Origin of the sequence: Streptomyces sp. NPDC001868, assembly GCF_040297125.1 — a bacterium.
Classification (GTDB): domain Bacteria; phylum Actinomycetota; class Actinomycetes; order Streptomycetales; family Streptomycetaceae; genus Streptomyces.
Genome location: NZ_JBEOYO010000016.1, coordinates 157,086 through 176,387 on the forward strand (window position 1 = coordinate 157,086; position 19,302 = coordinate 176,387).

Annotated in this window: 15 protein-coding genes; 10 read left to right on the plus strand and 5 right to left on the minus strand. The window is 70.8% G+C overall.

Annotated features, from left to right (window positions below; translation table 11 throughout):
* The first annotated feature begins 161 nt into the window (after positions 1–161).
* Positions 162–1,928, plus strand: coding sequence for an eCIS core domain-containing protein (locus ABT147_RS20725; protein WP_351408133.1), 1,767 nt, complete (start codon positions 162–164; stop codon positions 1,926–1,928).
* A 37-nt stretch (positions 1,929–1,965) separates the two neighbouring features.
* On the opposite strand, the gene ABT147_RS20730 is transcribed toward ABT147_RS20725, so the two are convergent.
* From ABT147_RS20730 to ABT147_RS20740, 3 genes are all read right to left on the minus strand, one after another.
* Positions 1,966–2,259 (minus strand): putative quinol monooxygenase, encoded by a 294-nt coding sequence (locus ABT147_RS20730; RefSeq protein ID WP_351408134.1) that lies wholly within the window; start codon positions 2,257–2,259, stop codon positions 1,966–1,968.
* A 54-nt stretch (positions 2,260–2,313) separates the two neighbouring features.
* Positions 2,314–4,890 carry a GH32 C-terminal domain-containing protein gene (locus ABT147_RS20735; protein ID WP_351408137.1) on the minus strand — a complete coding sequence of 859 codons (2,577 nt, stop codon included), beginning with the start codon at positions 4,888–4,890 and terminating at the stop codon, positions 2,314–2,316.
* 225 nt (positions 4,891–5,115) lie between these two features.
* Complete coding sequence (locus ABT147_RS20740; protein ID WP_351408139.1) at positions 5,116–6,078, minus strand: carbohydrate kinase family protein; 963 nt, start codon at positions 6,076–6,078, stop codon at positions 5,116–5,118.
* A gap of 254 nt (positions 6,079–6,332) precedes the next feature.
* Here ABT147_RS20740 and ABT147_RS20745 point away from each other — a divergent pair, with 254 nt between their 5' ends.
* The 4 genes from ABT147_RS20745 to ABT147_RS20760 all read left to right on the plus strand — a co-directional run bounded on the left by ABT147_RS20745 (position 6,333) and on the right by ABT147_RS20760 (position 10,646).
* Complete coding sequence (locus ABT147_RS20745; protein ID WP_351408141.1) at positions 6,333–7,355, plus strand: sugar ABC transporter substrate-binding protein; 1,023 nt, start codon at positions 6,333–6,335, stop codon at positions 7,353–7,355.
* Positions 7,356–7,677: 322 nt separating this feature from the next.
* Positions 7,678–8,691, plus strand: coding sequence for an ABC transporter permease (locus ABT147_RS20750; RefSeq protein ID WP_351408143.1), 1,014 nt, complete (start codon positions 7,678–7,680; stop codon positions 8,689–8,691).
* Positions 8,688–9,524, plus strand: coding sequence for an ATP-binding cassette domain-containing protein (locus ABT147_RS20755; protein ID WP_351408145.1), 837 nt, complete (start codon positions 8,688–8,690; stop codon positions 9,522–9,524). The genes ABT147_RS20750 and ABT147_RS20755 overlap by 4 nt, the downstream gene beginning before the upstream one ends.
* An 81-nt stretch (positions 9,525–9,605) precedes the next feature.
* A complete protein-coding gene (locus ABT147_RS20760) occupies positions 9,606–10,646 on the plus strand; it encodes a LacI family DNA-binding transcriptional regulator (protein WP_351408147.1) in 1,041 nt (346 codons plus the stop codon).
* Here the strand turns inward: ABT147_RS20760 and ABT147_RS20765 are convergent.
* Complete coding sequence (locus ABT147_RS20765; protein WP_351408200.1) at positions 10,635–11,735, minus strand: hypothetical protein; 1,101 nt, start codon at positions 11,733–11,735, stop codon at positions 10,635–10,637. The two genes, ABT147_RS20760 and ABT147_RS20765, sit on opposite strands and share 12 nt — an antisense overlap.
* Positions 11,736–11,886: 151 nt before the next feature.
* Here ABT147_RS20765 and ABT147_RS20770 point away from each other — a divergent pair, with 151 nt between their 5' ends.
* From ABT147_RS20770 to ABT147_RS20785, 4 genes are all read left to right on the plus strand, one after another.
* Entirely contained in the window at positions 11,887–12,345 is a 459-nt protein-coding gene (locus ABT147_RS20770) for a hypothetical protein (RefSeq protein ID WP_351408149.1), read from the plus strand.
* A 207-nt stretch (positions 12,346–12,552) separates the two neighbouring features.
* Complete coding sequence (locus ABT147_RS20775) at positions 12,553–15,351, plus strand: alpha/beta hydrolase (protein WP_351408151.1); 2,799 nt, start codon at positions 12,553–12,555, stop codon at positions 15,349–15,351.
* Between the two features lie 133 nt (positions 15,352–15,484).
* On the plus strand, positions 15,485–15,751 hold the full coding sequence (locus tag ABT147_RS20780; protein WP_351408153.1) for a hypothetical protein: 267 nt from the start codon (positions 15,485–15,487) through the stop codon (positions 15,749–15,751).
* Between the two features lie 179 nt (positions 15,752–15,930).
* Positions 15,931–16,674, plus strand: coding sequence for an aggregation-promoting factor C-terminal-like domain-containing protein (locus ABT147_RS20785; protein ID WP_351408155.1), 744 nt, complete (start codon positions 15,931–15,933; stop codon positions 16,672–16,674).
* Between the two features lie 91 nt (positions 16,675–16,765).
* Here ABT147_RS20785 and ABT147_RS20790 read toward each other — a convergent pair whose 3' ends face one another.
* On the minus strand, positions 16,766–17,335 hold the full coding sequence (locus ABT147_RS20790; protein ID WP_351408157.1) for a DUF4232 domain-containing protein: 570 nt from the start codon (positions 17,333–17,335) through the stop codon (positions 16,766–16,768).
* Between the two features lie 423 nt (positions 17,336–17,758).
* Here ABT147_RS20790 and ABT147_RS20795 point away from each other — a divergent pair, with 423 nt between their 5' ends.
* Positions 17,759–19,237, plus strand: coding sequence for a helix-turn-helix domain-containing protein (locus ABT147_RS20795; RefSeq protein WP_351408159.1), 1,479 nt, complete (start codon positions 17,759–17,761; stop codon positions 19,235–19,237).
* Positions 19,238–19,302: the final 65 nt, after the last annotated feature.

Genomic DNA, 19,302 nt, shown 5'->3' on the forward strand with positions numbered 1-19,302 from the left:
CGAAGGCAGGTCTCCCCAGGCCGCTCCGGAGGCCGCTCCGATGGCCGCTCCGAAGGCCGCCCCGAAACTGCCCCGAAGACTGCCCTCGCGGACCTGTGGGCGGTGGTGCGGCTCCGGTAAGGATGGGCGGACGGTACGTCCGGGGTGTCGAAGGGAACGTCATGCACGCGCGGGGAGAGCGGAACCGGTCGTCGGACGAACGGGACACTGCCCACCGCGTGGTCCGGCCCAGTGCGCTGGTCCAGCGGATGCTGGACCTCCAGCGGACGGCGGGGAACACCGCGGTGGCCCGCATGGTCGAGCGGGAGCGGCACCAGCACGGCCCAGGATGCGAGCACGCGGACCCGGCCGTCCAGCGCCGGGAGGCCCCAGGGCACGGCGAGGAGCACGAAGCCGTCGAGGACACGCACCCGACGGACCCTCGCAGCCTCATCGACGCCGCGATGGCGACGCCGAGCAGCCCGCTCCCGGGCGCCTTCCTCACCAAGGCGAAGGCGTTCTACGGCAACGACGCCCTCTCCGCGGGCCGCGTCCACGACAACGCGACCGCCCAGCGCGCCACCGCCGCGATGGGCGCGCGGGCCATGACGATCGGCAGCCACATCTTCCTCGGCCCGTCGGCCGTCGGCGACACCGAGACCCTCGCCCACGAGGCCAGCCACCTCGACAAGAACCTCCGCGGAATCCGTGAGACGGGCAACGACAACGGCGCCGGTGTCACGGTGACCGACCCGGGGCAGGGCTCGGAGCGCGCGGCCGTCGCCGACGGCGCCGCCTTCACGGCGGGGGCGGCCACCGCGCCGTCGGTCGTCGCGCAGCGCGCGGACATCACGGGCGTCGTGGATGTCGCGGATGGTACGGGCATTCAGGAGGCGGACGGCGCGGAGCGTACGGCCCAGCGGGTCCCGGACCCCGGGACGGTCGGGATGCCGGCCGGCGGGCTCCACGGCGGCCCGGCGGTCCAGCGGACGATCTGGGAGTTCGACCAGGGCGCCAACTTCAACGACCCCCGCGCCGCCCTGGAGTCCCGCTGGCGCAACCGGAGCAACCCGGGCGAGTTCCGCACCGCCGGCCAGCTGGGCATCACCAACCAGGGCACACCGCGGCACGGGGACATCTACGACGACGCGACCCAGGAGGTGCACAGCAGCGCGAACGCGAAGTTCTCCAAGAACGGCACCATCCCGGACCGTGAGTACCCGCAGCGCGAGTCCCAGACCCGCCGGGCCCTGGTCGAGTCCAAGCAGGCCATCTCGACGGTCCTCGCCATGCTGCAGGGCGCGGGAGGCGCTCCGAGCGGGCAGCTGCTGACGGGACTCCAGTCGGGCTTCCCGGCGTTCCGGGCCGCGACGCCCGAGCAGATCGCCACCTTCCTGCCGCGGATCGCCGAGGTCGTACGGCGCATCCAGGCGGGGCTGAACGCCCAGGGCGCGGAGATCGCCCTGGTGGCCGACGGCAAGGTCCCGCGCGGAGTCGGGGGCTGGGTCGCCCCCAGCATGAGCGACGTGTACAACCGCGTGGCGAACCCGAACCAGCAGAAGAGCGAGGATCTGCCGACCCTGGACGCCGGACGCAGCGGCCCGATCAACCTGACCAGCGAGGGCCAGAACCCCTGGTACCTCATCCACGAGGCGACGCACCGGTTCGCCGGCACACTCGACTACCAGTACAGCGCGCGCGACTCGGAGCTGCAGGAGGAGGCGTTCAACGCCGAACTGGACACCGCCGCGCCCGAGTCGGCGGCGGAGCGCGACGCGGCCATGCTCGGCAAGCGGGCCCTGCGGGACCCCTCCGAGTACAGCGGCCAGAACAAGGACTCCGACCGCCAGCCCAACTGGTACGCCATGGGCCGCCGCGCCCTGATGAACGCCGACTCCTACGCCCAGTTCATCCTGATCGCGACGGGGGCCCAGGCTCCTCGGTTCTGACCCGGCGACCCCAGCGGGTCGCCGGGCAGAGGGACCGTCAGGTCACCGGGTCGAGGAAGGTCAGCACCGAGGCGTCCTCCTCGATCAGCGGGCCGAGGGCGGTGTTGAACGGGCCGCCGTACGGGGCCTTCAGGTGGGCCTGGAAGGCGTCCTCGTCCCGGTACACCTCGAAGATCCAGAAGGCGCGGGGGTGGGACGCCTTGGTGTAGACGTCGAAGGCGAGGTTGCCCTCCTCCTCGCGCACCTCCTTGGCGTAGTCCACGATCAGGCGGGTCACCTCGTCCTCCGCTCCCTCGCGGGCGGTGAACTCGGCGAGCAGGGTCTTCTTCACGGTGGGGGGTCCTTCGGGGTCGGGGGTCGGGTCCTGGTCGGGTCGGGGTCGGGATCAGTTGTGGGCGGAGTCGAGGTGCCAGACGGTGGCCTTGTCCAGCTTCGCCGTGCCGTTCTCGGCGAAGACCTCCACTCCCTGGCTGGCCGGGTCGGGGAAGATCTGGTCGGTGATCACGGCTTCGCCGTCGCCGCCGAAGACCTCGACGGAGGACCAGTCGACGAGGATCCGCAGCGTGACCTTGCCGTTCTTCGCCTTCAGGGGCGCGGTCTGGACGCCGGGGAAGGTGCTGTTGAAGTCGTCGGCGCCGGAGTCGGTGCGGTCGACGTACAGCTCCTGTGTGGTGGTGTCGTAGCCGATGACGGTCTCCTCGCCGCCGGCGCCGGTGCGTACCTTCAGGCCGAAGCGGTCGGCGTCCTTGAGGGAGAAGGTGGCCTCGATGTCGAGTGCCTTGCCCTCGGCGGCGGGGCCGATCAGGGGCTTCGTGGTGTTCTCGACGGTGACGCCGGCCGCTGTCGCCGGGGGCTTCTGCCGAAGGGCCTCAATGCCGCCGACCGGCTTGCTGGTCAGCCGGATCCGGCCGTCGACCGTGCGCAGGCCCATCTCGCGGGGAACGCTCTGCGCGCCGCGCCAGGGGGAGGTGGGGACGGCGCCGCTGTAGTCCCAGTTGCTCATCCAGCCGACCATGTACCGCTTGCCGTCCGGGGCGTCCTCCCAGGACACGGCCGCGTAGTAGTCCTTGCCGTAGTCGGCCCAGTCGGCGCGCTGTACGACGGACTTGGCGGCGGTGTCGGCTTCGGTGAACTGGTCGGCCAGGATGTGGCCCCAGCCGGCCTTGTTCATGTCGACGAGCTGGATCCTCGCCTTCTTGCCCGCGTAAGGGCGCAGGTCGAAGGAGGCCCAGTCCAGGGTCTCGCTGTCGGCGCCGGTGGCGCTGCGGACGACCTGGCCGTCGACGATCAGGTTCACGGACGTCTCCTGGGAGAGCCGCGCCTTGGTGTCGGACAGCATGATGTGGTCGACGTTCAGGTGGCCCCAGCCGCCGGTGTTGCCGTCGACGATCCTGATCCGCGCCCGCTTGCCGGCGAGGTCGCCGACGTCCCAGGAGGCCCAGTCGAGCGCCTCGGCGTCCTTGCCGGTGGCGCTGCGCACCACCGTGCCGTCGACGACGAGTTCGATGGCGGTGGGGTTGTCGGAGCCTGCGGGGTGGTTGCCGCCGCCGACGAGGAAGTTGATGTGCTTCCTGTCGAGGGTGAACTCGGGCGAGGTGAGCGTGCCGGTGGTGGCGTCGCCGTTCAGGTAGGAGTTGACCAGGCCGTTGCCCAGGAAGCCGGAGACCTGCTGCTGGTTGGGGAGGGTGCCGGAGGCCGGTGCCGTACCGAAGGCGTCTCCGGTCGTCGTCCAGTCGCCGTAGCCGCCGCCCTCGAAGTCGGCGAGGACCGTGCCCTCCGGCGGTGGTCCCTGCTCCAGGACGTCTCCGGACTGGTGCGGGTGCCGTCCGCCGCCGACCTTGAAGTTCAGGTAGGGGCTGTCGACGGTGAACTCGGGTGAGGTGAGGGTGCCGGTGCTGCCGTCACCCGAGTGGAAGCTGTTGGCGAGGCCGTTGCCCAGGAAGCCGGAGACCGTCTGCTGGCCGGGGAGGGTGCCGGTGGCCGGTGCCGTACCGAAGGCCGTGCCGGTGGTCGTCCACGTACCGAAGTCGGTGCCCGCGCCCGCCCCCGCCCCCTCGAAGTCTTGGACCACCGTGCCGGTCGGCGGGGTGTACGTGCCCTTGTCGTCGGCGGTGAACTTCTTGCCGTCGAAGTCGCCGACGAAGTACTGGGCGGCCGAACCGCCCGCGATACCACCGGGGTTGATGTTGACGACCAGGACCCACTTGATCTTCTTCTTGTCCCCGTCGACCGCGAGGGGGAACAGGTCGGGGCACTCCCACACGCCGCCCGTCGCGCCGGCCGGGCCGAACTCGCTCTCCAGCGACCAGTCCTTGAGGTTCTTCGACGAGTAGAACCGCACCTTGTGCTCGGTGGACAGCGACACCGTCATCAGCCAGCTCTGGGTCGGCGCGTACCACTGGACCTTCGGGTCGCGGAATTCCCTGGAGCCGATGTCGAGGACGGGATTGCCCTGGTACTTGGTCCAGGTGCGGCCCCGGTCGGTGCTGTAGGCGAGGGCCTGGGACTGGATGCCCGTGTCCTTGGCGAGGCTCGTGTACACCGCCACCATCGCCGGGTTCTCCTTCGTGCCGAACCCGGTGGTGTTGTCCCGGTCGACGACCGCGCTGCCGGAGAACACCATCTCGTTGTCGTCGTGCGAGAGGGCGAGCGGCAACTCCTCCCAGTGCACTAGGTCCTCGCTCACCGCGTGCCCCCAGGACATGTCGCCCCAGGAGTTCCCGTTCGGGTTGTACTGGTAGAAGAGGTGGTACTCGCCCTCGTAGTACACGAGGCCGTTGGGGTCGTTCATCCAGTTCTTCTCCGGCGTGAAGTGGAACTGGGGCCGGTAGGTCTCGGAGTACGGCGGAGCGTCGGCGGCCACGGCCTGAGGGGTCAGCGGGGCAGCGGACAGGGCGCAGACGGTCGCCATCGCCGCGATCATCCGTATACGGGCATGCCGGGACACACGTCCAGAGCTCATGATGTCTCCTGTGCTGCGGCCGTGCGGGCGGCGGAGCCTGATGCCCGCGCAGCGGACCGACCGAAAAGTGACGCCTGCCGGCGCCGTCGTCCACGGCACCGGACAAGGGGGTGTCATCGTTGACATGTGTCATCGATGACACCGATTGGGCCCGATGATGGAGGCAATCCGGCCAAGGCGTCAACAGTTCGGCCGCGATGCGTACTCAGGCGGTTCGCCCGCCCGTCATACGCGGTCGGCCGCGGCCAGCTCCGCCAACTGGCTCTGCCACGGCGGGTTGGGCCCGGCGACCGAGCAGGTCAGGGCCGCCACCCGGGCGGCGAACCGGCACGCCTCCGCGACGTCGTCGAGGCGGAGTTCCGTCAGCCGGCCGCCGAGGAGGCCGAGGGTGCCGAGGTGGTGGAGCAGTCCGGCGGTGAAGGAGTCGCCCGCCCCGACCGTGTCGACGACGGTCGTCGGTACGGCGGCCACCTGGACCCGTTCGCCGTCGAGCGAGGCGAGGACACCGCCGGCACCGCGGGTGATCACGACGAGCCGGGCGCCGGCCGCGTGCCAGAGGTCGCAGGCCTGCTCGGGCGGGGTGCCCGGAAGCAGGAGTTCCAGGTCGTCCTCGCTCAGCCGGAGCACATCGGCGAGCGCGCACCAGTGCGTGAGGCGGGCACGGTAGACGTCGGGGTGGACCAGCAGCGGCCGGACATTGGGGTCGATGCTGATGGTGGCGCCGGGGGCGGCCGTCGCCAGGAAGTCCTCCACCACCGCCGCGCCGGGTTCCCGGACCAGGGCCAGGGACCCGGTGTGCAGGCAGGCGGTCGCGGACAGGTCGACCCGGGCCAGTTCCCCGGCCGTCCACTGCCAGTCGGCCGTGTTCTGCGCGTGGAAGGAGAACGCGGCCTGCCCCTGGGCGTCCAGCTCCGCCACGGCCAGTGTGCTGGGCTCGGCGGCCCGGACCGCGTCCGAGAGGTCCACCCCCGAGGCCTCCAGGTGGGCGCGGAACAGGCGGCCGAACACATCGCCGGACAGCCGCGCCAGGAAGCGGGCCGGGGTGCCGAGGCGGGCCAGGGCCACGGCCGTGTTCGCGGGTCCGCCGCCCGGCAGGACGCGCAGGGCGAGTTCGTTCGAGGCACCCCCGGGTTCGGTGAAGGCGTCCGCGACGCACTCTCCCAGGACGGTGATCTGACGCGGGCTCATGGGCTGCTCTTCTCTGACGGACGTACCTGCAGACCGGACGCGTCCTGGCGCGGCGACCGGGCCGTCACCGGCGGGGCGGCGGGTCTCGGGCGTTGCCGATTTGTGACAAGTGCAGGGCATTGACGTTTCCGGGAGACGGAGTCCATCATCCTCGCCAGGCGGTGTCAACGATGACATAAGTCAACGATGACACTCCCGGACGGCATGCTCTGAACCCCGGCCCCGTGCCGCCCGCTATCCCACAGGAGTCGAACATGTCTCGCACCATCCGTCTGTCCTCCTCCCTCCTCAGAACAGCCGCTGTCGCGGGCGTCGCGGCCCTCACCCTGACGGCCTGCGGGTCCGGCTCCGGTTCGGATTCCGCGAGCTCCGGTTCGGGTGAGGTCAAGGTCGGCCTGATCACCAAGACCGACACCAACCCGTTCTTCGTGAAGATGAAGGAGGGCGCCGAGAAGGCCGCGAAGGCCGAGGGCGTCAAGCTGATGACGGCGGCCGGCAAGTTCGACGGCGACAACGCCGGTCAGGTCACGGCCATCGAGAACATGGTCGCCGCCGGTGTGAAGGGCATCCTGATCACCCCGAGCGACTCCAAGGCCATCGTGCCCGCGATCGAGAAGGCCAAGGCCAAGGGCGTCCTGGTCATCGCCCTGGACACCCCGACCGAGCCGGAGAGCGCGGTCGACGCCCTCTTCGCCACCGACAACCTCAAGGCCGGCGAGCTGATCGGCGAGTACGCGAAGGCCGCCATGGCGGGCAAGTCCGCCAAGATAGCCACCCTCGACCTCGCGCCGGGTGTCTCCGTCGGCGTCCAGCGGCACAACGGCTTCCTGAAGGGCTTCGGCATCGAGGAGGGCGACCCCTCCGTCGTCTGTTCCCAGGACACCGGTGGCGACCAGGCCAAGGGCCAGACGGCGATGGAGAACTGCCTCCAGAAGGAGCCGGACATCAACGTCGTCTACACGATCAACGAGCCGGCCGCGCTGGGCGCGTACACCGCGCTCAAGGCCAAGGGCCGGGAGAAGGACGTCCTGATCGTCTCCGTCGACGGCGGCTGCACCGGGACCAAGGCGGTCAAGGACGGCACGATCGCCGCCACCTCGCAGCAGTACCCGCTGAAGATGGCCTCCGAGGGCGTCAAGGCCGTCGTCACCTACGCCAAGGACGGCAAGAAGGCCTCCGGTTACACCGACACGGGCGTCACGCTGATCACCGACAAGGCGCAGGACGGGGTCGACTCCAAGGACACCGCCTACGGCCTGGAGAACTGCTGGGGCTGAGCCGGCCCCTGAGGACCGTACGACTCCGCCTCTCCTCCCGGCGGGGCGGCCGCCCCTCCTCCCCGACCCGGAGGGCGGCCGCCCGCTCGTCCTCCAGGGCGTGTTTCGGAAGTCCCTTCTGCTCCGCGACGTCCGGCACGCACTCTCGCCGCACCGGCCGAAAAGCCGAGTACGCCCAGTACAAGGCATTTCGTCCGGCACGCCGAGAGCCCGCACCGGACGCCGCGGAGCCGCCCTTCGGGCGACGAAGGGACTTCCGAAACACGCCCTTGCCCGCCGACCAGGGCGGGCAACGACCTCTGTCTTCCGACAAGGACTCCGCATGACAGCCACGACCACACCCCCGGACACGTCCTCGCCGTACGCCGAGCTCAAAGGACCGACCACGGCCCGCCGTCTGCTCACGGCACCGACCACCGGCCCTCTGGTCGCCCTCCTCCTCGCCTGCGCCTTCTTCTCCCTGTCCACCGACCAGTTCCTGACCGGCGGCAACTTCTCGCTGATCGTGCAGCAGGTCATGGTCGTCGGCACCCTCGCCATCGGACAGACCCTGATCATCCTCACGGCGGGCATCGACCTGTCGTGCGGTGCCGTGATGGCGTTCGGCAGCATCATGATCGCCAAGATGGCCGCCGAGGGCTCACTGCCCCCGCTCGCCGCCATTGCCCTGGGCCTGGTCGTCTGCGGCGGCTTCGGACTGCTCAACGGGCTGCTGGTGCAGAAGATCCCGCTGCCGCCGTTCATCGTCACCCTCGGCATGCTCAACGTGGCCTTCGCGCTGACCCACATCTACTCCGAGGAGCAGACGGTCACCAACCTGCCGGGCCCGCTGACGGCCCTCGGGCAGACCTTCCCGCTCGGCAACACCGACATCACCTACGGCTCCCTGGTCACCATCGCCCTGTTCCTCCTCCTCGCCTACGCGCTGAGCAGCACGGGCTGGGGCCGGCACGTCTACGCCCTGGGCAACAGCCCGGAGGCGGCCCGGCTGAACGGTATCCGCACCTCCCGGCTGACCATCGGCGTCTACACCGTGGCCGGCGTCCTCTACGGCATCGCCGCCCTGCTGCTCATCTCCCGCACCGGCGTCGGCGACCCGCAGGCCGGCCAGACCGACAACCTCGACAGCATCACCGCCGTGGTGCTCGGCGGCACCAGCCTCTTCGGCGGCCGCGGTTCGGTCCTGGGCACCTTCATCGGCGTCCTCATCGTCGGTGTCTTCCGCAACGGTCTGCAGCTGATGGGCGTCGCCTCCATCTACCAGACCCTGATCACCGGAGTCCTGGTGATCCTCGCGGTGACCGTCGACCAGCTCTCCCGGAAGAAGGCCCGATGACCGCCACCAGCACCGCCACGCCCGTTCTGCAGGCCCGCGGCCTGGTCAAGCGCTACGGCCAGGTCACCGCCATCGACGGCGCCGACTTCGACCTGCTGCCCGGCGAGGTCCTCGCCGTCATCGGCGACAACGGCGCCGGCAAGACCAGCCTGATCAAGGCCCTCACCGGCGCGGTCACCCCCGACGCGGGCGAGATACGGCTCAACGGCGAACCCATCACCTTCTCCGGACCGCAGAGCGCCCGCGCCCACGGCATCGAGACGGTGTACCAGGACCTGGCCGTGGCCGCCTCCATGGACATCGCCTCGAACATGTTCCTGGGACGCGAACTGCGCCGCCCCGGTGTCCTCGGCAGTGTCTTCCGCATGCTCGACAAGAAGCGCATGCGTGAGGAGGCCGCCGAGCACATGGCCGACCTGAAGATCGGGCTGCGCTCGCTGACCCAGTCGGTCGAGACCCTCTCCGGCGGACAGCGGCAGGCCGTCGCGGTCGCACGTTCCGTCGCCTGGGCCCGCAGCGTCGTCGTCATGGACGAACCCACCGCCGCCCTCGGCGTCAAGGAGTCCGGACAGGTCCTCGACCTCATCCGCCGGGTCCGGGACAAGGGCATGCCGGTCGTCCTGATCAGCCACAACATGCCGCACGTCTTCGAGATCGCCGACCGGATCCACGTCCACCGGCTGGGCAGGCGCGCCGCCGTGATCAAGCCCTCGGACTACTCCATGGCGGAGGTCGTCGCCATCATGACCGGCGCCCTCACCGTCGACGCGGCCGGAGATACTGTCGTGGCGGATTCCGCGGCGGCCAAGGCCGCGGGCGTCCAGGCCAACTGACGTACGACCGAGCACCCACGGGGTCCGGCCCGGGCCGTGGCCGGAACCCGTGAGTGACGAGCACAGGAGACCGTTTCCTCCATGGCAGCGAACCGCCGCCCCACCCTGGCAGACGTCGCCCGAGAAGTGGGCGTCAGCGCCAAAACCGTCTCCCGCGTCCTCAACGACGACGGCCCCGCCTCGGCCCGGACCAGGGAACAGGTCCTCGCCGCCGTCGCCAAGCTCGGCTTCCAGCCGAACCTGATGGCCCGCAACATCCGCGTCGGCGGGCCCGACACGACCATCGGCCTTGTCATCCCCGACCTCGGCAACCCCTTCTTCGGGGCCGTGGCCCGCGCCATCGAGGACACCGTCCGCGAACGCGGTCTGACCCTGCTCATGGGCTCCTCCGCGGACGACCCCGACCGCGAACGCGCCCTGACGGACAAGTTCCTGGCCCGCCGCATCAGCATCCTGATGGTCGTGCCGTCCGTCGGCGCCGACCACTCCCACCTCAAGCCCCACCGCACCGCCGGGCTGCCCGTCGTCTTCCTCGACCGCCCGGGCTCGGGTCTGCCCACGGACCATGTCGTCAGCACCAACCGCACGGGCGCCCACGACGGTGTCGCCCACCTCATCGCCCACGGCCACCGGCGCATCGGCTTCGTCGGCGACCTCCCCACCAAGCTCTACACCCGCCGCGAGCGCCTGGCCGGCTACCGCTCCGCCCTCCAGGAGGCCGGCCTCCCCGCCGACCGCGCGCTGATCACCAACGCCCACGACCAGCACGGTGCCTCCGCCGCCACCGCGCAGCTCCTGGCCCTGCCCGATCCCCCCACCGCCCTGTTCGCCGGCAACAACATCGTCGCGCTGGGCATAGTCACCGAACTCGCCCGCAGCGGACGCAAGGACGTCGCGGTCGTCGCCTTCGACGACGTCGCACTGGCCGAGGCCCTCGAACCGGCCCTGACCGTCGTGGCCCAGGACGCCGAGGAGATCGGCCGAACGGCGGCGACCACAGCCCTGGCCCGCCTGGACGGCGACCGCACCCGCACCCGCACCATCACGGTCCCCACCCGCCTCATCGTCCGGGGCTCGGGGGAACGGCCCGCGCCGGCGCCGCACGTCCGCTCACGTCCGTGAGGCGGTCCCGCACTCCGCGCCGTCGGTGTCCCGCATACGCGATTCCATCGACGTGCTCCGGTCGTACGGGTCGACCTCGGGGCCGTCGCCCGGGCCCGAGGTCGCGCGCTCCGCGCTGAACTCGGGGACGAAGTAGCCGGTGGAGTTGTCGCAGCCGCCGTTGGCGGTGTCCGCCTTGTAGGAGACGAGGGAGAACGTGCCCGGTTCGGTGATGATCTTCTCCGGGTCGTCCCAGCTCATCACGACCTCGCGGCGCACGATGGTGCGCGCGACCTCGTCGCTGCCCGCCGAGGCGCGTACGGACGGGTAGACGTACGTGACATCGGTGGTCACCTCGACCGCGCCGCGCTCGCCTTCCCGGTAGGTGATCCGCCCTCGGGTCTTGACCACGTCCCCGACGAGCCGGACCTTCGTCTTCTCGAACCGGCTGAACAGCAGCAGGGGGTCGTTCTCGCTGCTGGGCGAACGGAACGCGGTCGCCAGGAAGTCCTGGACATCCTGTTGATGAGGGTTGATCAGGGCGATCGCCTTCTTCGGGCGCTCCCCGCGCAGCACACCGGGATCCAGACTGGACGCGGCGAGGAAGTCCCGGCTCTCCTCGAGCGCCCGCGCGACCTGCCCCTTGCTCATCCAGCCGGTCGCCCGTGCCTCGGGCAGCCCGATGCCGGCCGTCCCGTCGCCCCACCGAGCCGCGGGCGACCCCTTGAACGGCTCGTCCACGGTCGGAAGTTGGGCTGCCGCGTCCGCCGGCGGCGGCTCATCCGGACGTTCCGACTCCACGGCGAGGGGCGCACTCTCGCCGCCTCCCTCTCCGCCTCCGAACCATCCGACAACCCGCCCCGGAGCCACCGCCACGACCAGCAAGGCGGCCGCGACGAGCAGACCGATCACGTACCAGCCCTTGCCTCGCCGCCGGGCCGGTTGGTGACTCCGCCACGGCTCCGGCCGGCCGCTCTCCCCCCGCAGCCGCGCCGTCACCATGCGGGCCCGCGCCGACGGCTCCTCGGGCGCGTCCTTGGACCCGGCTTCGGCTTCACGGAGGAAGCGCTCCCACTCGTCGTCCGGTATGGACTCCCCGGCCTTGCCCACCACGGGCCCCGCCCTCCCCACGTACCCGGCCCCTCCCCAGGGCCGGTCACCTTTTCTGCATCATCACACAACTCAACTCGGTACCGGCCAGAGCACCTGGGACGACGACGGCGCCGTGTCACAGATGAGGGCACGTCATGGTCGTACGGCCATGGGAAAGATTGCGACCCGACGGGTACTACTCGGTGTTCTGGTTCTCGCGTGCCTGGGCCATGTGTGGGCCTATTTCGCGCCCGAACTCTGGTACGAGACGTTCCCTCACATCGGTCGGCCCTGGCAGCCTCGCCTCGGTCCGTACAACGAGCATCTGGTCACGGACATGGCCGCGTTGTACATGGCCCTGCTGGTCGTGACAGCCGCGGCCTGGCGTTTCGCCGACAGCGACCGGTACGTCATCACGGTCGGCGCGGGCTGGCTCGTCTTCTGCGTCTTCCATCTGCTCTACCACCTACGGCACTTGAGCATGTTCACCTCGGGTGAACGCATCGCGCTGGTGAGCCTGCTCTCGTCCCTGACGCTGGTCTCCGCCGCACTGCTGGCGCCGTCGCCCACCGGGAGGGCGGCGGGCCCGCGTTCCGGCACGAGCAGAACGAGGAGCCGGCACCCGTGAACGCGGTATCGACACGGGTGCGCGCGCTCCGCGCCCCGACACCCCAACTCCCCCTGGTTACACGTTTTTTGTTGCGCGGAACGGACGGAAGTTGTGCGAATGCTGTGCGAGGGGATGACCGGGTGATCGGATGTGTTGCATTTGGTGCGTCGGGGGAGCCCGGGGCCCGTGGGGTTCTTGGGGCACTGACCATGAGGAGGAACAGAAGTGATCCGTGTCTCGCGCGTGACGGCCGCTGTGGCGGCGGCCCTCGCGCTGGCGCTGGCGTCGCCGGTCGCGGCGCTGGCGGCGCCGCAACCGGACCCGGTGCCGCCGTCCGCTCCCGCGTCCGCGGGGCTTCCCGAGGGCTGGCGGACCACCGGCTCCGGGGAGTCGGCGGAGCTGGTGTGGCGCTCGCCCGAGAAGGTGCCGGTGGGCGACGCCCAGGTCGAATTCCGCAGCGGGGAACGCCTGTTGGGCATCCCGAGACCCGCGGCGGACGGGCGCACCTTCCGGTTGCCGCTCGACGGGGTGCGCCTCGACAGGACGGACGACCTACGGGTCGAGGCCGCGGGGCGCCGTCTGGACGCGGCCGGAGTGAAGGCCGCGGCCCGGGAGCGCCGCGAACTCGACAGCCCGGCGGGCCCGTCGCGTCTGCCCCTGGCCGCGACCGTGAACAAGGTCGACCCCGGGGTGCCCGGCTCGTTCCGTACGACCAGCGGTGAGTACTCCCTGCCTTCCGTCCAACTGCCCGGTTACGACACCGAGGTGGAGATGAAGGCCGTGGTGGTCGCGCCGGAGGGCGCCACGGGCAGCCGCCCGCTGGCGCTGTTCCTCCACGGGCGCCACGTGACCTGCTTCAAGGCCGACGACGTGACCCTGGAGTGGCCGTGCCCGGCCGACTACGAGTCGGTGCCGAGCTACCGCGGTTACCTGCACGACCAGCGACTCCTGGCCTCCCAGGGCTATGTGACGGTCTCGATCTCGGCCAACTCCGTCAACGCCCAGGACTGGAAGGCCGACGACGCCGGCGCCCAGGCCCGCTCCTCGCTGATACGGCTGCACCTGGCCCACTGGGCGGACTGGGCCGCCGACCCGTCCACGGCCCCCGACGTCGTACGACGGGCGCCCCGCGCCGACCTCGGCCGGGTGCTGCTGGTGGGCCACTCCCGCGGCGGTGAGGGCGCCGACCGGGCCGCGCTGGACAGCCTCACCCCGCCGCCCGCCGACCAGGACGGCTACCACGGCAGAACCCGCTGGACGATACGCGGAACCGTCCTCATAGGCCCCACGATCTTCGGCCAGAACCCCGCACCCGACGTACCGTCCGTGTCGATCCTGCCGGGCTGCGACGGAGACGTCATCGACCTCCAGGGCGAGTACTACGTCGACGGCACCCGTGGAGTCAGCCGCGGCAAGGCCCTGCACAGCGCGGTCTACATGACGGGGGCGAACCACAACTACTTCAACAGCGAGTGGACCCCCGGCCAGGCCACGGCACCGGCCGACGACGATTTCCTGTACGGCGGAGACGAGCACGACCCGCTGTGCTCGCCGGGCACCGCCACCCGGCTCACCGCCGAGCAGCAGCAGAAGGCGGGCTCGACGTACATAGCCGCCGCGGCCCGGCTGTTCGTCGCCGGTGACGACCGGGTCCGCCCGCTGCTCGACGGGTCCTCCGCGCGTGCCGCCTCCGCCGGACCCGCCCGCGTCCTCACCCACGCCGTCGGCGCCGCCCGCTCGGGGGCGTTCCTTCCCGCCTCCTCCGCCAAGGTCAGCGGCGGCCGGCTGTGCGCCCAGGTGGACCCGGACCCGAACGTCTCCTGCCTTGACCCCGGCCTCCTGACCGCTTCCCCGCACTTCACCCAGTGGCGCAGGGTGTCACCCGGCAAGGAGCCGGACCGGTACGCGCTCGCCATGAACTGGAGCCGCTCCGGCACCGCCACCGAGCTCAGCCCCGCCCGCCCGGTCTCCCTGCCCGGCGCGACAGCGCTGAGCCTGCGCGTGATCGTCCCGCCGAACACCACCGGCACCGAGCTGGACATCGCCCTCACCGATACCTCCGGCAAGCGGGCGGACCTCGGCCGGGTCCGCGTCGACGGCGTGCCGGGCACCTCCCGTACCTCCTCCTACTGGGCGCGAGAGGTCCGCGTACCCCTGACCGCCGAGACCCGGAAGCGCATCGACCTCGGCCACGTCAGGACCCTGCACCTGACCCCGCGTACCGGGTCCGGGACGGCATGGCTGGTGGACGCCCACGGCTGGCGCCCCGGCACCCCCGTCGTCGAGCCCGCGAAGCCGGCGCGCGTGGACGTCGGCCGGCTGACCGTCAAGGAGGGCGACTCCGGCTCGCGCACCTACCAGGTGCCGGTACGGGTGACCGGGTCGGGCAGCGGCGAGGTCCGGCTGTTCGTGGACGAGCCGGGCAGCGACTTCCCCGTCGCGCGCACGGTGAAGGTCCAGGCGGGCACCCATGTCGACGTCCCGGTGACGGTCGAGGGCAACACGCGCTACAGCTCCGACACGATCCACCGGGTGGCCGTCAAGACCGTACGCGGCGCCGTGGTCGGCTCCTACCTGGGCGGCGTCACCGCGCAGAACGACGACCCCCAGCCCACGGTGACCATGACACCGGTCGCCGACCAGGTCACCGAGGGGCAGCCGCTGGTCTGGCGGATCAGCCTCTCCGCCGCCGCCGACGTCGCCATCTGGACGGACCTGCAACTGCTCCCCGTCTCGGACGGCACCGAACTGTCCACGACGGACGTCCCCGCGACCTGGCTGGACGAACACTTCGAGGCCTCACCGGATCCCGAGCGCCCCGTGTCCGCCGCACTGCCGGACGGCACGCTGCTCATGTCCGAAGTACCCCCGGGCAGCCTGAGCATCGACATCTCCGTGCCCACCGTCACCGACCAGCTGAACGAGGCCCCGGAGTCGCTACGGCTGCGGCTGTGGACCTACGACCCCACCGGGGAGGCGGTCGAAGGCCCGGAGTTCACCGGCACGGTACGCGACGCCACCTGACGGAGCCCCGCACCGCACGAGGCCCCACTGGCCGGCTGCCGTCGGCCTTCCCCCACCCAGGGGGAAGGCCGACGGTGCCGCCACCCGATATTCCCTGCGGGGGGCCGCGCCGTGTCCATAGGATCCGGCCTCGATGAAGAGACTTGTCCAGTTCACCGAGCAGGTCGCGCGGTTCCGTGACCACCTGCCGACCGCGGATCGGGAGAAGTTCCTGCGGCTCGTCAGCAGGATCGCGGCGGAGCCTGAAGGCGCCGACAGTCACCTTGCCTTCACGACCGACACTGTGACGCGGGAGGCCTGGGAGGACCGCGTCATGGTCCACTACATCGTGACGAGCTTCTTCGTGGTCGTCATCGAGGCCGACGTCTACGACGCGGCGCGTGGCTTCAACGAGGTGTAGTCGGCCAAGAGAGAGCCCCGTACGTCGGGGCAGTCCTGACTGCGTGTCTCTGCTCTCCGCCGTCGCCCGGCCGGTGCTTCCGCGCAGCGCTCGGACGCGGTGCCACCAGTGCGGCCGATCAATCGTCTTAGTCCTGTGAAGCTCCACCTCTTGATCTGACGAAGTCGGAAGGACACCGTGTGAGCGGGAACTTAGTCCGGGAACTCGCGGTGGTCTCTGCCACCGCGGTCACCACTGTCGGTGCCGTAGTGGGAGTTGGCCAGAGCGGCACCGGCCAGGCGGTGAACGACGCCGAGACGACGGCGAGCGGCTCGACCCTCCTCGCGGACATACCCATGGGGCAGCAGGCTCGGATACAGACGGCCTCCTTGACCCAACAGGCCGACGCGCAGTCCGTCGCCGCGAACAACAGCGCGAGGGAAACCGCGGCGGAGGCGGCCCGCAAGCAGGCCGCCAAGGACGCGATCGCCAAGCAGAAGGAGGCCAAGCAGAAGGAGGCCGAGCAGAAGGAGGCCGAGCGGAAGGAGGCCGAACGGAAAGCCCAGCAGGACGCCGAGGAGCGCCAGGAGGCGCAGCAGCAGGACGACGACTCGCCGACGAACTCTTCCGGTGTCGCGCCGCAGTCCTCGTACACCGTCGCCGAGGTCCAGGCCATCGCACGGCAGATGGTGCCCGGCGGTCAGTTCCAGTGCTTCAGCAACATCGTGGACCACGAGTCCGGCTGGAACCACAAGGCGGTCAACCCCTCTTCCGGGGCCTACGGTCTCGTACAGGCCTATCCCGGCTCCAAGATGTCGTCCGCCGGAGCCGACTGGCGGACCAATCCGGCCACGCAGATCAAGTGGGGCCTGAACTACATGAACGACCGCTATGGCAGCCCCTGCGACGCATGGGCGTTCTGGCAGGCCAACGGCTCCTACTGAGCCGACACCGGGCGCGCTGAGGCCGCCCGGCCTCGCGCGGTTCCTCACCGTGTCCACGGTGAGGAACCGCGGCGGTTCCGGTCGAGGTCCGTCACCTCGACATGATGAAGTCCAAGGCGTAACCGGGAGCGGTCGTCCAGTAGGTGACACGCTGGAAGTCGTTGGCGTACAGCGTTTTGACGGGCATGGGGACATCGATCGGCTTGCTCGGGCGGCTGCCGGGCTTGCGGCCCTGGAGGCTGAGGGTGATGGTCTTCGCCTCGTACTCGTCCATGGGGCCGTTGACGAGCAGACCGGCATAGGCCTCGTCGCCCGGGCCGAGAACGACGGGCACGCCGGGGTTCGGGTCGCTCTCCTTGATCACGCGGGCCGTGTTCCGGCCGGCACCGAGCCGCACGAGAGGGTAGCGGTAGAGCTCGCACTTCTTGGTGCCGGTGTTCTGGACGGCGAGGAGGAGGTGCCTGGCATCCTTGCTGTTCGCGGGCTCCTTCGTGGCGGACACCCCGAGGACCTTCTGGGAGCAGGCGGCGATCGGGGCTTTGGCGGCGGTGGTGGACTTGGCGGCGGTGGTGGAGGCATGTGCCGACACGCCACATCCAAGAGCCAGGACGAGGCCCGCGGCCACGGCCACACGGTGGGTCGCAAGGGACTTCATGTTCATATGCGTGTTCCTTCTCTGATCGGTAGTCGGCAGTCGGTAGCCGCTATGAGGTCGCGCGCCGGGCTGTCGCCGCCGACGGGTGTCCCAGTGGACGGGTGCGTCGGGGTGTCGTGGCGCTGCCGTGCGGTCGGCCGCTTCAGCCGGTGCGACAGCCAGAGCATCGAATGCCGCGTCGGCCTGGGGCAACGGCTGCCCCCAACTCGCAACGGTGGGACGGTCCCACCCCCGACCACCTGCGGAGACAGGGAAGCCTGGGATGCCTGTCCGGGACGGGAAACCGCCGAGGCCGGCGCGAGAGGGACCCGGCGCAACTCGCAACCATCCCAGTCGTATTGACGTGCAGGTAGGGGGAGCGCCTGGGATGCCGTCCCCGGATCGGGACATGACCGCACAGGCCGATGGATGGATGTGAGCAAGGACCACATGGATGCGATCCACGATGATGTAGCGGAGTTCGCGTTGCTGCTGACGCGTCTCAAGGAGCGCACAGAACGCAGCTACGCGGCGCTGGCCCGCCGTCTGGACATCAACGCCTCCACGCTGCACCGCTACTGCTCCGGTGAGGCGGTTCCCATGGACTTCACCGGGATCGAGCGGTTCGCCGCGCTCTGCGGAGCCTCCCCCGAGGAACGCGTGGAGTTGCACCGCCGGTGGATCCTCGCGGTCGCGGCACGGAGACGGACACGCGGGTCCGAGGCCCGGCGGGCAGCGACGCCCCACGCCACCACGAGCACTACGAGCCCCACGAGCACTACGAGCCCCACGAGCCCCACGAGCACTACGAGCACTACGAGCCCTACGAGCCCCACGAGCACCGTGGGATCGGCCGCACCCGTGGGCCTCGGCAGCCCGGCGGACGAGGCACCCGAGCCGACCTCGCCGGCCGACCGGCGGCCCCATGCCGTACGCCCCCGACGACGGCCCGGACGACGGCCCGGGCGATCGATGGCGATGGCGGCCTTGCTCGCCGTCGCGCTCGCCGGTCTCACCGCATCCGCTGCCGGACCCCCTTCCGGCGGCGGGGGGTTGTCGGCCTCCGCCCGCACCACACCGGAACCCTCGGCGTCGAACACGCACGGCGGCGGCCCGCGATCCGCTGCCGAGCCCTCCTCCGGTGGCGGTGGGTCGTCGGCCTCGGCCCGCACGACACCGGAGCCCTCGGCGTCGGCCACGCGCAGCGGCGGCGGCCCGCAGAAGAGCCCGGCGAGCGCCGACACGGACCCGCCGTCGGACCCGCGGCCGGACCCGCAGTCGGTCCCGCTCACCTGGACGGTCGACTCCCAGCTGTGGCAGCGCGAATGCGCCCATGACTACGTCATCGCCAAGCCACCGCAGGAGGTCCCGCCGCCGCCGATGCCGGCGGACGCCGCGGTGTGGGCCGCGTCCCAGGAGGCGGTGCACGGGGGCACCACCAATCTGCGGATCACGGTGCAGGGGCGCGGCTCCGCCGCCGTCGTCCTGGAGGCGGTGCGTGTGCGCGTGGTCAACCGCGCCACCCCCGCCACCCGCGGGCGTATCGCCTACTCCATGTACGAGGGCTGCGGCGCGATCCTCGTCCCCCGCCACTTCGCCGTGGACCTCGACGCGCACCGGCCCCTGGCCCGTTCGGTACCCGGCAACGACCCGGACAGACCGACCCCCGCGATCGGCCTCCCCTACCAGGTGTCCCTGCGGGAGCCGGAGGTCCTGATGCTCGCCGCGAGCACCGAGTCCTGCACCTGCGACTGGTACGTCGACCTCGACTGGTCCTCCCAGGGGCGAACCGGCACGGTGCGCATCGACGACCACGGCCGCCCGTTCCGCACCACCAGCATCAAGGGGCTACCGCACTACTGGTACCCCGACCCCCGTGGCTGGGCCCCCATGACCGCCACCAACGGCAAGGACGAAACCGGCGACTGACCGGCGCGCCCAGCCTCGTCCAGACGTACGCCACGCGGCTGGGGCCTCTGCTTCGTGTCCAGGGG

What these genes read in the sequence shown, in the direction of transcription:
- ABT147_RS20725 (WP_351408133.1), top strand. Translation starts at nt 162, where the DNA reads ATGCACGCGCGGGGAGAGCGGAACCGGTCGTCGGACGAACGGGACACT.
- ABT147_RS20735 (WP_351408137.1), bottom strand. Translation starts at nt 4,890, where the DNA reads ATGAGCTCTGGACGTGTGTCCCGGCATGCCCGTATACGGATGATCGCG.
- ABT147_RS20740 (WP_351408139.1), bottom strand. Translation starts at nt 6,078, where the DNA reads ATGAGCCCGCGTCAGATCACCGTCCTGGGAGAGTGCGTCGCGGACGCC.
- ABT147_RS20745 (WP_351408141.1), top strand. Translation starts at nt 6,333, where the DNA reads ATGTCTCGCACCATCCGTCTGTCCTCCTCCCTCCTCAGAACAGCCGCT.
- ABT147_RS20750 (WP_351408143.1), top strand. Translation starts at nt 7,678, where the DNA reads ATGACAGCCACGACCACACCCCCGGACACGTCCTCGCCGTACGCCGAG.
- ABT147_RS20755 (WP_351408145.1), top strand. Translation starts at nt 8,688, where the DNA reads ATGACCGCCACCAGCACCGCCACGCCCGTTCTGCAGGCCCGCGGCCTG.
- ABT147_RS20760 (WP_351408147.1), top strand. Translation starts at nt 9,606, where the DNA reads ATGGCAGCGAACCGCCGCCCCACCCTGGCAGACGTCGCCCGAGAAGTG.
- ABT147_RS20770 (WP_351408149.1), top strand. Translation starts at nt 11,887, where the DNA reads ATGGGAAAGATTGCGACCCGACGGGTACTACTCGGTGTTCTGGTTCTC.
- ABT147_RS20780 (WP_351408153.1), top strand. Translation starts at nt 15,485, where the DNA reads ATGAAGAGACTTGTCCAGTTCACCGAGCAGGTCGCGCGGTTCCGTGAC.
- ABT147_RS20790 (WP_351408157.1), bottom strand. Translation starts at nt 17,335, where the DNA reads ATGAACATGAAGTCCCTTGCGACCCACCGTGTGGCCGTGGCCGCGGGC.
- ABT147_RS20795 (WP_351408159.1), top strand. Translation starts at nt 17,759, where the DNA reads ATGGATGCGATCCACGATGATGTAGCGGAGTTCGCGTTGCTGCTGACG.